This window comes from Nocardia sp. NPDC052112 (assembly GCF_040680135.1).
In the GTDB taxonomy this organism is placed as follows: domain Bacteria; phylum Actinomycetota; class Actinomycetes; order Mycobacteriales; family Mycobacteriaceae; genus Nocardia.
Genome location: NZ_JBFAWD010000015.1, coordinates 1 through 14603 on the forward strand (window position 1 = coordinate 1; position 14603 = coordinate 14603).

Here is a 14603-nt window from a genome sequence, read left to right on the forward strand (position 1 = left end):
AGCATCGGAGGAGGCCCGCCCTTCACGGCGGAGCCACACGGGACAAATGGGGAATTTCGGTGAGCGTCAGTGGGGAAGTTCAGTGAGCGCCGTCAATGACGACTGAACGCAACCAGCAACTGGTCGACCGGGGATACAGGTACAGGAACCCCGCTGTCGACAAAGGTGCTGAATGCAAGGCCATCCAACCCTGGATCCGTTGTCCCGGGCAACAATACGCTGATCAGGGATGCATCTTCGGTCATCCGGGAGCCTTTCATGCCGAGAAGAAAATCAGTGTTTGTCTGACCTTCGTCGACCGAGATCTCGATAGCGTGACTGGCGGCACGTCGGTATTGATCCCCCCACCTCACCTCCCGTGCAGTACGGATCGGTGGGAACTCCTCAACCGGTGAGCTGCCAGTGCCGGGTGGGGGCAACATGGAATCCACGGCGGGTGAGGTTGTCTGCGAAGTCTCGTTGTTTGGACGCAACCCCATGCACCAACATCACCTCTCGCGCACCGACTTCGGTGATGATGGAGGACAGACCGCGCCGGTCGGCGTGCGCCGACAGACCGAACTTCGCGACTCGCGCGTTCACCGCGAGTTCCTCCCGGTCAAGTACGAACATGGCCCGTCTGTTGGCCTTCGCCAGTTCGAGCAGCTCGAACCCAGGGGATTCCTCATCCTGATAGCCCGCGAGCAGCAGCGCCGCCTCCGGGTCTGGAAGGATCGAGCGTGCCCAAGTGACGGCTGGACCTGCCGTCAACATCCCCGACGTGGTTACAACGACCCCACGCCGGAATGCGCGCAAAAGCTGATCACGCTCGCCCGGCTGCACCGCGGACACCTGTTCGCCGTATATCTTCAGCGGTCGTGCGGTTCCGGCGGTCTGCTCCTCGTAGATCTTCGCTATGTCCTTGGCCATCCCATCGATGAGAACCGGCACATCCGGCAGTCGGTGGCGCAGCGTCAACGCGACCTCCTGTGCCCTCCCGAGTGCGAAGGCGGGAACGAGCACCCGCCCACCATTTGCGGGGTCACCGACGGTCTCGGACACAATCCGGACGAACCTTTCTACTTCGGCCTCGCGGTTGGAACTCTGCGGCCCGCAATACGTCGACTCGATGACCAGGAGATCCGACCCACGTGCCACATCCGGTACGACCAGGCCAGGAACACTGATCTGCGCCAGGTCGGACACGTCCCCGGTAACCGTGACCCGGTTCTGGCCGGCAGACACCACCACACCGGCCGCGCCAAGAATATGACCGGCCGGGAATAGCGCGACCGTGACTCCGGCAGCGATCTCGACAACCCGGCCGCACTGCACCTCCCGGATGCGGCGCTGCGCGGCATAGACCTGCGCATCCCCGTACGGTGGCTCCGCCAGCGATTCGTCACTCCCCACATGACTGCCACGGGTGCGGTCGAAGACCCGCACCGAATCGCTCCACATCGTCGGAAGGATCGCCGCGGTCTCCGGGGTGCAGATCACCGGCACAGTCGGGTAATTCGCTATCAGTGCCGGTACGTACCCGGCGTGGTCGTTATGTGCGTGCGTGATGACGATCGCGGCGATTGGCCCGGCAAGGGCCACGTCGATGTGTTCCGGTCCGGCCTGGTCGATGCGCTTGTTGGCATGCATCCCGGCATCGATGAGAATCCGGACGTCGCCGACGGTCACCAGCATGCAGGAGTCACCGATATCGGTCCCCCCGCCGAGCGGCGTCAACGCTATCTCGCGTGGCTCACCGACCCACACCGATTCCACCGGTGCGGGCGGTTCAAGCAGGGCGTTCAGCACTGACAACAGCACGTCCGGCGATACATCGGCCCGCGTCAGTGCTGCGGCAACTATCGGGTCGGCCACGGGCGCTTCCTCCGATGTCCGAGTATCGACGGCAGCTTCACGCTCACGAGGATCGACGTCGATGTCTTCCACCACCGGAAGCTCCGTCGGGGGCGGGAGGATCGCAGCCTTCAGTACTGCCGCCGCCGCCAGCACGTCCGTTGCCAGTTCCGCCACGTGGGCGCGTTCGGCAGCCAGTTTGGCTCGCAGTCCCTCGATGACTGCCAGCGACTCGTCTCGATCCTCTCTGGCGGTTTCGAGCTCCCGGCGCAATTGGTCCGTCTCGGCACGGGCGTAGTCGCGCTGTACTCTCGCTCGGTCGCGGGCCGTACGGATCTCGGTCAGGCGTCGTTCGTAACGTTCCAGCCGACGCGCCGTCGCCGAGTCGAGTATGGCCGGACTGCGCTCGTCTGCAACCGCCGACTGCTCGCCATTGCTCCCGGCCTTCGCGGAAGGCCGGGACCGCCCACGACGTGACCGGATCGCCCGCGGATCACGTAGCACTGCCGCTGCGGCTGCACTATCCGTGGCACTATCGCTCAGCAGCGCCACCACATGCGGGTGCGTTTCACTCAACTCGTTGCGATAGGTCTGCGCAAGCTGGGCTCGCAACGTGGGCACCCTCGCTACGAGTTCTAGCAGGCTGTCCCGATTGACCTGGGCAAACGCCCGAGGCTCGATCTGCTGCCCGGCATAGACTGGCGACTTCAGGGCGGCATGGGCCGCGTCGAGAACAATCGCTTCGAGCAGCTGCGGTGCGGTCCGGCTCATTCGTGTGCACGCTTGGTCGCGGCCACCATGACGGGTTCGAGCCTGAACCGTCCATCCTCGCCTAGGCCGATGAGGACACCCAGCACACGTAGCACCTCGATGACGTCGGCTGTGCTTCTGTATCCGGCAGTGGCTATCGCGGCCGGGGTGAGCGCATTGGATTCGTCGTCCTCGCCGCGAAGCGCGAGGTATTCCGCGAGCGTATCGAGATCGGTCGGGTCGTCCGCGCAATTCTGCACGAGGAAATCCCATGCCTGGCTCAGCGTGGTGTCGCTGCGTACTCCGGATGCCTCGACCAGCTCCCGGCAACGCACGGAGTCCCGCAAGTGACTCCGGATCTCGCGCAGTGGGTCCGAACGCAGTCCTGCGCCATGCTTGGTCAGATCCTCGGCGATCTTGTTCAGCAGGATCGGCCAGCCGCCCGTCACCGCCAGCAATTCGTCGCGGGCCGCATTGTCCTGGAATGGCAAGGGCGTTTCGGTCAGCCACAGCCGCAGGTCGGTTCGGTCGTACCGGCGCAGCTCGGTCAACCCTGAGGAGATATCCGCCTCCCGAGCTGCGACCGGCCACATCGGTGCCTGCGCCGGTCCGGACACCAGCACGATCCCGAGGGTGCCACCGGAGTGGGTAGCGATCAGTTCTCGCGCCTGCTTCCACGTCGACGATGCGACATCCAAGGAAGCGGTCCTCAAGTTTACGAGCACAATCACATGTCGCCCGGCGGCCCTGAACATTCCCTGCTGACATGTCTTGGCCATGGTCGCCGGGTTCGCTTCCCGCATGTGGCTCTCGCGATGGCCTGAAACCGCGCGATTGTTCTCGTCCTGTAGCGCCCTCAGACAGCGTTCGACGGTCAGAGCCGACGAACCGATGATGTAGCGGACCTGGTTTCGGGTCGCGAGCAGATCAGCGATCTGTTGTGAGGTCAACGGCCCTCGGGTCGGGCCGCCGCTGAACTCCGGCCGCATCATGCTGCCGTCGAAGCTTTCGGGAAGTTCGATCGACTCGGCCTGATCGAGGACCGCTTCGACCTCCTCCCTGGCGCCTAGCAGATCGAGTACGTTCGGGGTCCGCAGCCGGTATCCATTGGTCGCGTAGGACAGCACACCGAGATCGACACATTCATCCAGCAGCGCCCGAAATTCACCGGCGCGAACGTCTTCGGCGGAAAACCCGGTCGGCCACCAAGTCTCGCATTCGTTGCGCAGCTCACTCGGTGTCATTGTCGCGTCGATGCCGCTGGCGTGAGCGTGGAGTGCAACGCTGTAGGCGATGATCTTGTAACGCGGATCGAGGTCGAGCGTCCAATCGAACCTCTTGCGGAACGATCTACGCAGACCTGCGTCGGCCCACACCTGTTCGATATCGTCGGTGTAGACGGTTTGCGGCGGCGCGTCGTCGGGCATCACCGCAGCCTGCAGACTACGCAGCAAGTGCGCGGCGAATAGCTGGATAAGGGCGGGCTGGTTGTTCGCGAGCGAGAGAACCCGCGCGGCGTGGTCGGTGTCATCGAAGTGATAGCCCAGCGCACGCAAAGGAGTGGTGAGCAGGTCGTAGGCAGCTTGCGGGGCGAGGGGGCCGACGCAGACGGGTTCCCCGAAGTGCGCTAGCGGATGATTCGCGAGGCGATCGAATCGGGCCGTTTGGTGTAGACCGGCGAATACCACCTTCACTGCGCGCCCGGTCCGCTCCATCAATTCCTTGAAGTGGGTCACATGTGTGAACCGTCCGTTCACCGCTTCCGCATCGCCGTCCAGGAATTTGTCGGACTCGTCCAGCAGCAGGAGTAGCTGCCGTCCCGGACGAGCCGAGATCCACTCCGTAATGTGCTTGGTGAGTGCACTGGCAACATCACCCGCCGGAATATCCGGTGGCACGATATCCCGCCTGGCCAGCAGCGGCCACAGTGTTGTCCACACCGCCTCGACCGACACCGCTCGGCCGATCTTGAAGATCGATTCGTAGATCGCGATCCGGTCGTACTCGTCATCGAACTGGCGAGCTGCCTGCAACAGCAACGCCGACTTACCGAGCTGCCGACCGCCGTACACGATGCAGGGGCCCATCATGTCGATGATCTTGGCGCGTTCCTCATTTCGGCCGTAGAACATCTCCTGTCGAATACTCGCACCGGGGATGTCGGGGGCGAACGGCGAGGATACGGTGAATGGCAATAGGACCGACATGGTGATCTCACGACTCGGTTCCGGCTGGCACGAGAGGTACGCGAACGCGGCGTCATCGATCACGATCGTCGTTGGCAGCCGCCGGTCGCTACGGAACAGACCAGCCAGCTCGCGACGTGCGCCGGAATCGAGCGTGCCGAAGTAGAACACCACGACGGAATGATCATTCGGTTCGTCGCGCAGCATCTCCACGAGTTCACCGGGTGTCGGACCGCGCCAGATCCCCAGCAGACGCAACGAGTCGCCTGACGGACTCATCGCAGACCCGAATGCTGGCAGCAGGGCTTTGCCAGATGTGGGCCGCACACTATGTAAGTCGAGCCACCGGCCACGGCGGCCGGAGTGCCCACGCCGCGTAGGCGGGGTGGTCGCCTTGTCGAATTCGAACCCGACCTGCCCGAGGATCGACTTCACGTTACCGATCCGCGCCTCGAACGACCGGGCCTGCGCAAGTTGTAACCACTGGTCGATCCGGACTGCGGCGGTCGTTCCGCGACCGACCTGACCCAGCTCGATCTCGGCACAGGTCAGCATTTCGGCTAGCTCACCGGCAGGCAGGTCGCCGGTCGATATGCCCGCGCTTAGTGCACTGCTCAGTTGTGTGAGTATTGGGTGGCCGCCAGCCTCGTTCCTGGGGCGGGTGGCGGCGAATCTGTCCGGGAACGCCCCGAGGAAAAGGGACAGGTGGTCAGTGGCGTCGTGTTGGGTGGGCAGCTGACCGCCGGAGCGGATCGTGACCTCATACTCTGCCGCAGTGGTCAAGTCACCTTTGTCTATACACTGCTGGATTCGGTCGGCCGTATCGATGGGCATCCCGGCGGTATCCAGCGCATTGCGGGCCGCGGCGATCGCGGACTTCACGGCCTCGGCTCGATCGATCTCGATCTTGCCGAGGCTGTCGAGCACGACATTGAAGTCGCTGCGAGTGCCGCGGTGCGGCGCCTGACAGGCGTGTGCACGGGTTGTTAGGTCGGTCCACGTGTCTGCGCTCAACCGCCCGAACAACCGGTCGGAGTCGATACGAGCCGCGAGCGCGGCGGCGTTCTGGTCGACCTCGGCGATGGAAGCGTCGATTGCCTCCTCGCGCGCCGCCGACAAACTCTGTGCAAGCCGCGGATTGTGCGGCCGCAGCGTTTCGATGAGCAGCTGGGTACCCAGTTGGTCGTGTCGTTCGGCGCGCGCGTTGAATGCCGCGATCCAGCCGTTGTCTCCGGCATGCAGAGCGTCGAACGCCGTCTGTATGTCTGTCACCTCGGGCGGACGGCGCGGCGCGATCGATGGGAGGAGTTCGACAGCCGGGGCCAGAGTCAGCAGCCCGCTAAGGGTCCGAGCGGATGAGGTCTCGGGACCGTGGACCACCTCGGTGCCCATGAGTAGATCCAGGGCATTGTTCAGCAGTTTCAGCCCGGCGTCGGTCGCAGCATCACGGGCGACGTCCCCACTGTCGCGCAGCTCTGCTAGTTCGGCCAGCGCTGGTTCCCGGACCGCGGCCACCTTGGCCTTCAATTCCGCTATCGGATCAGTCATCCACGCCCCACTGCCGGATGCCAGCATGCTCTCTGTTGCGGTAACCCATCGGGCCAGTAGTTCAGTGACGTCACTCGCCCAGTCGAGCAGCTTGGTCCGTGCGTGGGCTTCGATCCTTTTCGCGTTCCGCTTGCGGCCTCGAGTATGCGCGGCCGCCCAGTCCAGAGCTTGCTCGAGACTGCGAGGTGTGCGTAGCTCGGCAACCCGAGTTCGGACGAATTGCAGGTCCTCCGGCGACGGCGCTTGGGAAGCAACAATATTGAGAGGTTTGCCCAGGTAGCCGTCTTCCGGTGCCATCCAGGTTTGCCACAGTTCTGTTGCCGGGCCGTACTTGATAGTGCGATTCGGCGCATTCCTGAGCTTGGCGGCTGCCTCCTGGGCGAAGGCGTCGTACTCCGACGCGGCTTCGGACGCTTCGATCACTGCGTTGGCGTTACGAGGAGTCAGATACACCCCGGCGTAGATGGCGGCTTGCAGCAGTTCTGTCAGCTTGCCGACGGCGTCGCCGGAACGCACGACGCTTGTGGCGGACTCACGCAGCGGATCGGATGCACCCGCGATAGGGGAGAGCAAGCCCGCGCGTACCGACGCCCCATACACGAGCATCTGCAAACCGGGATTGTCTCTGAGGTCGCTTGGTTGGAGGTCCGCGATTGTCGAGGCGAATTCGGCAGCATTGGATCCGGCGGAAGTATTCATTGCGGCGGCGAGCGCGGCGAGCCGGTGCGCGGCTCGGATCGAGGTATCGGCATTTTCCGCGACCGTGAGCCAATACGCCAGCGCCAGTTCACCTGACCGAAGCAGCGCGCAGTACAGCGAGATCGAGTTCGGTGTCTCCGGGCCGACTGTGGCAAGGTCCGGGGGCGGAACCGTTCGGGCCCGCGGCGCGCGCTGGGGCGAACTCGATACCGGGACAACGAGGTTCAGCTCAGCGAGAATATCCTCGAGCGGCGGCTCAGCCTGCTGTCCATAGTCGGCCCCAGCGGTGTCGTCTGCTGCGGTGCTGTCGTCACTGGCAGCCTCGTTGTCGGCCCCAGCGGTGTCGTTACCCGCGGCATTGTCGTCGTGCGGGGCCGCATTGGTGTCGGATCGTAGCGTGTACGCATCGGGCGACTCGGCGGAAGCCCTGGGCGCCGTCGTATCACCCAGGACGAACGCGTCGGGGACATTCACGAACGAAAGCAATGGAATCGCGGCAGGTAGCGCGGCTCGGACCACACGGTCGAGTTCGTGGGCACGCTCGAGGTCTCGGCCGGCTAGTTCGATGAGCTCCAACAACGCCAGGAGAGCGCGGATTGTCTCCGCATCGCTGTCGATGGTCAATTCACCAGCCAGAGCCCGAATCTGCGCGATGTCATCGGCAAGAAACTCTTGCCCGGCCAATGCCATAAGACGCCGAACCTGTACGACCCGAGCCGCGGCAGCGTCCGCCTCGGCTACAGCGTGCTGCGCATGCTGCAGGGCCGCCTGCGCCGTGCCCAGGTCTGCGACCGGTTCGTCGGCAACAGCTGTGGCGGCGGTCAGCACCACGCGCAGATTCCCGGAAAACTCTGCGATTCTGGCTATGTCCTTCGTGTCGGCCGGGACCCCGTCCGCGATCGCACTAGCCAGGGCGGGCAGGACAACAGAGGCGATCGCCTGCCACTCATGCTCCAATCGGTCACCTGCAGCAATGCACTCTGCCAGCAGTGTCGGGTTCTTCCCGGCACGAAGTTCTCGGGCCGTTTCGGTCGACAGACGTTTGGTCAGCTCGGCCACCGTGGACTCGTAGGTACCTGCCGTAGCTCCACTGAGTATCCCGCCTGTCTCCGGTACACCTGTTTCTTCGTCGCTTATGTCGAGAGTCTTCGGATCATCCGTATCGTCGAAATCGCCAATCTCGGAGAGGATCTCGACAAGCGTCTCCAGGCGGGTGGGCACTTCCGGCAATAATGGATACCGCTCCCGAACCGTTTGCCATACCTGCTGGACTGCATCGGTTTGCGCAGAGCCCCAGAACGGAGGCGGGTCTGCGAGTAGCCAGGCGAGGGCGGCTGTATCGCCGACGTGCCCGATCACCACCATCGACGACCACGCCGCCGCCCGCACCGCCGGTGTGGATCCGAAGTCCTCGATATCGAACATGTCGGCGTTGCGCCAATTCTGGTTCAGCGAGCCGAATGCCTCTGTCAGCTCGTCGGGGTCGGCCCTGAGGATGGTGGCGAGCTGATGTTCGGTCAGTGCGCTGATCGTGGCGGTTGCCTTGACCGATCCGTGGAAGCAGTCGTGCAGGATATGCGCCGCCAGCTCGTCGTCAGCACGAGCAAGTCTGGTCTGCACGGCCACGGCCATCGCGGCCGGCGGCGCGCCGGTGCGAAGCTTAAGAGTCCTATGCAGGAAGCCGGCGTAGGGATGATCAAGCTTCGGGAATTCTGCAATGAGATCGGCTCGGCCGAGGGCGCCGGCTGCCGATTTCGCGATCCTTGCTCGCCGTAGAATCTGGCACTCGTCCGCGGTAAGCCTTATGCGATCGGTGGAATGATACTTGTCGGTGTGGGATTCGGTGTACTGGCTCAAGATGCCCCCTCGTTCGCAATATGACCCACAACCCCTGCCCTCGGGCGCGTGTCGTGCTGGCTCCGTCGAGCCGGACGACGTGATTCCAATGGCCTAATCTCTATCATGTCGCAGGGAGACTCTCCGGTGTTGCGAGTCGAAAGAAATCTGAGGGTAACTGCAGGTAGAACCATGTGACCGCACTGTCGCTGAGCCAGACGGCACCTTGGGGTAAGCGCCGCTGACCGATGCGGATCAGCACCTGAATCGTCGACAGCGCCAGAGCGCGGCCTGCTGCGGATCCTGAGCTGTGTCCCCGTCGACGATTACTGGTGACATCCCGAAGACTGGCTCGCTTTCGGTAACGCTCCGCCGGTCTCCCCTCTCGTCGACCTAGGCGTACACCCGTTTGTCATCCATGCCAGGAATTTAGCAAATCGAAACGGGCACTGTCGATTTCGTGCGTTTCGAAGCAAATGGTCGGTTCGCAGCCCGCGTCGGTCACTGGATGCTGGCCCATCCCGCCATCCACATTCCAGTCCGGCCTACGCGGCACCGATATGCCCTCGCCAGGCGTCGATCATGTCGGCGATTCGTTCTCCGTCAGAGCTTGCGCCCCGCAATGCATCCGATACCTCCTCGACCGTCAACGGATACGACTGAGCTGCGGCAACCTTCTGGCGGTCATACGCGTCTCCGAAATATTCGCGGTCGCTCGTAGCGTTAATACCTATACTGCCCAGGGGAATTCATAGTTTGGGTCGTGGACTGTTCGTCGTAGGCCGAGCCAGCAGAATCTGGCTGCGGTCAGGTCGTAGGTCGTCCAGCGGCCGTGCTGGTACCAGAGCGCCTGGTTGGAATACCCAGAGGGATCGTCAGGGCAGTAGCCCAAACCGCCGTCTCATGAGTTGGCGTTCGACCATGAAGGTCGGATGCACTCCGGTGCCATGCAGTGAGCTGTTGCCGGTGCGGCACGCCCGCGCGATTCGCTCGCCTTCCGCTCCCGCCGGAAACCGTCTTTTCGCCAACGGCGCGAGCAGCGGGTCGGTGAGGGCGTCCAACGCCCGTAGCCCGGTCATGGCCCGCGCGATACGCAGGGCGGTGCTTTCCGAATCCGATCGTGCCATACCGGGAATGCGCGAAAGAGCCCGCAGACGCTCGGTGGGTGATTTCGCACGATCGTACCAGTTCGGCCTGGCCACGTTGTGGTGGGCGGCCGTGGTCACCACGTTCTTGCCGGACTCCAACAGGGCGATGACATCGTCATCGAGGCCCTCGAAGAGCACCTGCGGTGACGGGGCCACGATGACGCAGTCGGCGTCCATGGCAAGGATCTCGTCCTTCGGCAGGGTCGCGCGGACGCCGATCGGTCCGATACCGACCAGCTCGCCGGCATCGCGGCCGTTCTTGTGCGGGCTGAAGACCTTGACACCGACGATCTCGAAATCCTCGCTGGCGTGCGCGGCGCGCAACGTCGCACCAGGCGGCAACGATCAACGCGGTCGCGGCCGATTGCGGTGTCAGCCGCACGGTTATCTATCAGCAGTTCGGTGGATTGCTCGAGATGCACATTGCCATGCTCGACCGCGAACTTGCCCGCGCCACAAAGGGATTCGCTGATGCAGTCGAATCGCCCGACGCGTCGTCCATCCGGTCGCGGGTGGAGAGAGTGTTCGCCGTAGTCGACAACGACCCCGCAACGTGGCGGATGTTCATGATGCCGTCCGAGGGTGGACCGCCGGAACTGTACGAACGCCTGAGCTGGGCACGCACCATGGCCCTCGACTGCCTCGTCGGTCTCGTCCGCGCCAACACCGCCCCCTCCGACCGGGCCGATACCGAACTCACCGCGCGCACCCTGCACGCCGCTTACGACGAGTTCGTGCGGTTGCGACTGCGTGACCCCGACACCTACTCCATCGAAAGGCTCGCGGCGCATGCCGAACGGATCACCGAAGCGATTCTCGGTGTCGGACCCGTTGGTGCAACAACGAAACGCGAGCGCGAATCCCGCACTATCGCTACGGTTTCCACGCCGGGCGTGGAGCTGACGTTGCCACAGTGTGCCACCATCCGATCTGGGGGAGGGCGAGGCGGACAGAAAGTAGCAAGAGTGGCGATAGCTGCAAAGTTACTAACCACGAAAACGGGTCGGCATGTTGCAGTCTGACACGCCGTCGGCGGCAGCTCGAAGAGTCTAGCAGGGTTCCGGTAAAGTCCGCGCATGGGCGCTGATCTGCGGTTATGTGTTCGAATTGTCCGACACGCCAGGAAAGAAACGAGGGGCACGGCAGCACTCGAGAAGATCGCCTCTTCCACAAGTGCGTCACATCCGGAGTTCTGCCGAGGTACTCGAAAATGGCTCGCAGTGAACGCGTTCGGAAACCCTCGGAGGCATGGACCTATATTTCGTGCCGAAAGCGTCGAGCGGAGGCCCCGCCGATACTGACCGAATTAGCATTGTCGGCCGGCGATCGTACGGCGCTGGCAGAGCAGGCGGCGACCTTCGGGTTCGACGCGCTGTTGGAGCCGATCGAATTCGCACGGCAGGCGCACCTCCTGTCGAGACAGCTGCCCCCGGTAATCACCACCGCGGCACATGATTTCGACGTCGCGGGCGGGGGCCTACTGCTGATTTCGGGAGCTGCACTCGGACCATTACCGAACACCCCGGACAATCCGCTGACCCTGATCACCCACAAGACGCTGATCGCTCGTCAAGCTGCCATCGTAGCGGCTGGAATCGGGCACCTCGTCGGTTTCCGCTGTGAATCTGCCGGCCGACTCTGCCAGACTATCGTGCCGGTCTGCACACACCGCAAATTACAGCTGTCCGCCGGTTCGGTGAGCCTGGAAAGTCACACCGAGCAGTGCTTCAACCTCACCGCACGGCCCGACTTCATCGCGCTCGCCTGCTTGCGCGGTGATCCCGCCGCCGCTACCTATGCGCTGTCCGCGCGTCAGATCGAAAGTGAGCTGTCGGTGAAAAGCGTTGAGCTACTGCGCGAACGACAGTTCTACACGCGAGTCGATCCGAGCTTCGTCGCGGGGGCCTCGACGACCAGCTTCGTGGACCGCTGGCTGTCCTGACCGATCCGCCCGACGACCCGGTCGTGTGTTACGACGAGGACCTGATGATCGGCCGCACCATCGAACACACCGCCGCGCTCGGGGCGGTGCGTGATCTGTGGCGGCAGGCGCGAACCTCGGTCGTCCTGCATCCGGGCGACATACTGTTGATGGACAACTCTCGTATCGTGCATGGCCGGTCCGAATTCTATCCGCAATATGACGGTGGTGATCGTTGGCTGGCTCGCTGGCAGATCGCAAAATCATTGGCGCACACCCGGTTCGCCCGGGACGGCGAGTCGGCGGTGATCGAGATCGCTGGCTGCTGATACGCCCCGAGGCAGGGAATCGGGATCCGGAAGTAGGTGTGGGTCATCGTGATCGAGCTCGAATGTGCCAAGCAACGCCTGCGGCACTTCGCCGAGACCGTGCTGACCAGATCGCCCTTGTGCGCCGTGCTTTCGGCGCGGGCGGCAGATGACGACGAGGTCGCCGGACTGCTCACCGTCGGCCGCGACGAGGACGCCGATGCGCCGCTACTGTTTGCCGCCGCGAACTACCTGCTGGCCACGATGCCGCAGCATCGTCTCGCTCGGTACTACCCAAACCTCCACTCTCACTCGTAGAAAAGCCGCAGGTCAGAGACCTGCGGCTTTTCGTCCTTCTACCCAGTGTGGCGGACTGTGGGATTGGCCTGGGCGGATGGTTGTGGATTGAGTTCGAGTCGCGTCTGGTGTGTTGGTATCCGGATGAACATGGCGACTGGTCGGTTTTCAAGCAAGGTGAGGATCTCGCCATCATCGATCTGGGCATGAGTAGCTGAGGTAGGCAGGGCCAGTGTGCGAACCGAGGCCGAATTACGGCTGTCGCTGTTCTGCTTCGGGCGACGGTTGCCTGCCCTTGCTTGGGGAAACCCGACACTTCTCTGAAAGTCGGGTGGCGCCACCGGACGTGACTCTCTGCGACATCGAATCCTCTTCTCGTCGAGTGGAATACATCGCGATCCGGCACTCTAGCGTTTTCACTCCCGTTCCCCCTCCTTTGCCCAGCAGGGGCGCTGCGGTACGTGTGCTGGTTCCGCAGCTGGTCGCCGGCTATCGGTTTGCTCGCCCTCCCCCGATCACGCGGACACCGGAACCAGCAAGCTGGACGACCTCACGAAGTCGGAGGGCGAAAAGCGCTCGGTTCTTGAGGCGCGGCGGCTTACCGTGGGGACATGCCAGCCGACGATATGGGCGGACCGATGGGCGAATTGGTCCTCTGTGATGCATCGCCGAGCGTACTGCTCGCTGAGATGCGTGAGGCTGTCACTCGCTACGGGCCCGTCGTGAAGCAATCCACCCTGTCGACGACCGGGCATCTCGCCAACGATCTGCTGGGCGTAGACAAACGACATCGAGCACTGTTTCCCACTGAAATGCGCGCGTGGCTGCTGCGGGTCAAGGCTGCAGCTGAACAGCACAATTCCCTTGTTCATGTGATCGGGCGTGATCGCTGTTTCGAATGTGGCGCCAGCTCGATCTTCGAACACAAGAACAACCCGGTCGACAGATCCGCGCCCCGAATCCGGGCTCTGATCAGCGAGATCGGGGATCTGATCCACGAGGGTGTGGAGCTGGCAATGCAACTGTCCACCACGCTGAACAAGATGCTGGTGGAGCAGGCCCGCCACCGTGCGGCGGCAACAGGACAAGCGCAGTGCCCTGACCAGATCCGGATCGCTGCAGCGTGGCATCGGTGCGCGCAGTGCAATGACTGCGGGAGTCCCGAAACTGCTATCAGCACACCCGCTGCGGTGATGGTGCTACCGCCTGGCACCGATATCAGTGAGTTGTTCACGGGATCAACTGGTACTTAACGCTGATCTGACGCCCTCTTTTGATCTCGTAGACCAGCGCTTCGAACTGTAGGCGGGCTTGCCCGGGATATGTTGTGTCCCAGGCGGATCGCAGTACTTCAGATCGATCCTCGGCCAACGCCGGAAGGGGGAAGCCGTCGACAGCGGCGGTGAGCTCGACGCCCGACCGGGTCAAAACCACCCACGCCGAACAGGACGTGCCGGGCCACCACGAGGCTGTTGCTTCGCCGATCAGCGTGTGGTCCGATTTGCGCTTGGCCAATGTCACGCCTGCTGCTCGGTCGAGGGCGAAAACAGCGGCACGGTCGGGTCGATCGTGTTGGCCGGCACCAACATGTCTGCGTCGTCGGGCAGGTGCAACTTGACGTGCGCGCCGGGGTGCCCTTCGGCGTCGATCAGGACGATCCCGCTCGACTCGACCGCGCAGCCAACCTGCGCAAGCACAGGCGCGAACCGGCCGCAGTCCACCGCGCCCAGAACTCCCACACGCGTAGTACCGATCGTCACTTCGACGTCGCCGTCGGCCAGCCACACGAGAACATCGTCGACGCGCAGCGATTTCGGTCCGGTGCGACCACGCGCCGCGATCACTGTGTCTAGCCCAAGCCGGTCCGGTCCGGTGGTGCACACCTCGATCCAGTAGCTTCCGAAGCTCGTCCCCGGAACGACCCTTGTCGGAGTATTCCCTCGCATGACTGTAGATCGCCGGACCGCGGATCGCTGATACGTGTTCGTCGACTGTCTTGCCCTGAGAGTGCTCCAAATGCTTTGTGCTGCAACCGAAATAATAAATTTCCGTCAGTGTAGCGACTCTGGTCCTGGCC

General features: G+C 63.4%; 10 protein-coding genes. 5 read left to right on the plus strand and 5 right to left on the minus strand.

What is annotated here, in order from left to right; all coding sequences use genetic code 11:
* Positions 1-384: 384 nt before the first annotated feature.
* From AB0L58_RS26535 to AB0L58_RS26545, 3 genes are all read right to left on the minus strand, one after another.
* Complete coding sequence (locus AB0L58_RS26535; RefSeq protein ID WP_364390483.1) at positions 385-2604, minus strand: MBL fold metallo-hydrolase; 2220 nt, start codon at positions 2602-2604, stop codon at positions 385-387.
* Complete coding sequence (locus AB0L58_RS26540; RefSeq protein WP_364390484.1) at positions 2601-8636, minus strand: hypothetical protein; 6036 nt, start codon at positions 8634-8636, stop codon at positions 2601-2603. Before AB0L58_RS26540 ends, AB0L58_RS26535 begins: the two co-directional genes overlap by 4 nt.
* Before the next feature lie 1091 nt (positions 8637-9727).
* Positions 9728-10324, minus strand: a complete 597-nt coding sequence (locus AB0L58_RS26545; protein WP_364390486.1) for a hypothetical protein — start codon at positions 10322-10324, stop codon at positions 9728-9730.
* Positions 10325-10416: 92 nt separating this feature from the next.
* On the opposite strand from AB0L58_RS26545, the gene AB0L58_RS26550 reads away from it, so the two are divergent.
* The 5 genes from AB0L58_RS26550 to AB0L58_RS26570 all read left to right on the plus strand — a co-directional run bounded on the left by AB0L58_RS26550 (position 10417) and on the right by AB0L58_RS26570 (position 13779).
* Positions 10417-11022, plus strand: coding sequence for a hypothetical protein (locus AB0L58_RS26550; RefSeq protein ID WP_364390488.1), 606 nt, complete (start codon positions 10417-10419; stop codon positions 11020-11022).
* Between the two features lie 290 nt (positions 11023-11312).
* The gene (locus AB0L58_RS26555; RefSeq protein WP_364390489.1) at positions 11313-11942 is read left to right on the plus strand and encodes a hypothetical protein; all 630 of its coding nucleotides are present in this window, start codon (positions 11313-11315) and stop codon (positions 11940-11942) included.
* Between the two features lie 44 nt (positions 11943-11986).
* Positions 11987-12250, plus strand: coding sequence for a TauD/TfdA family dioxygenase (locus AB0L58_RS26560; protein WP_364390491.1), 264 nt, complete (start codon positions 11987-11989; stop codon positions 12248-12250).
* 48 nt (positions 12251-12298) lie between these two features.
* On the plus strand, positions 12299-12547 hold the full coding sequence (locus AB0L58_RS26565) for a DUF2332 family protein (protein WP_364390492.1): 249 nt from the start codon (positions 12299-12301) through the stop codon (positions 12545-12547).
* A 617-nt stretch (positions 12548-13164) separates the two neighbouring features.
* On the plus strand, positions 13165-13779 hold the full coding sequence (locus AB0L58_RS26570) for a hypothetical protein (protein WP_364390493.1): 615 nt from the start codon (positions 13165-13167) through the stop codon (positions 13777-13779).
* Here the strand turns inward: AB0L58_RS26570 and AB0L58_RS26575 are convergent.
* Entirely contained in the window at positions 13757-14047 is a 291-nt protein-coding gene (locus AB0L58_RS26575) for a hypothetical protein (RefSeq protein WP_364390494.1), read from the minus strand. The genes AB0L58_RS26570 and AB0L58_RS26575 overlap by 23 nt on opposite strands.
* Positions 14044-14370, minus strand: a complete 327-nt coding sequence (locus tag AB0L58_RS26580; protein WP_364390496.1) for a hypothetical protein — start codon at positions 14368-14370, stop codon at positions 14044-14046. Before AB0L58_RS26580 ends, AB0L58_RS26575 begins: the two co-directional genes overlap by 4 nt.
* Positions 14371-14603 lie beyond the last annotated feature (233 nt).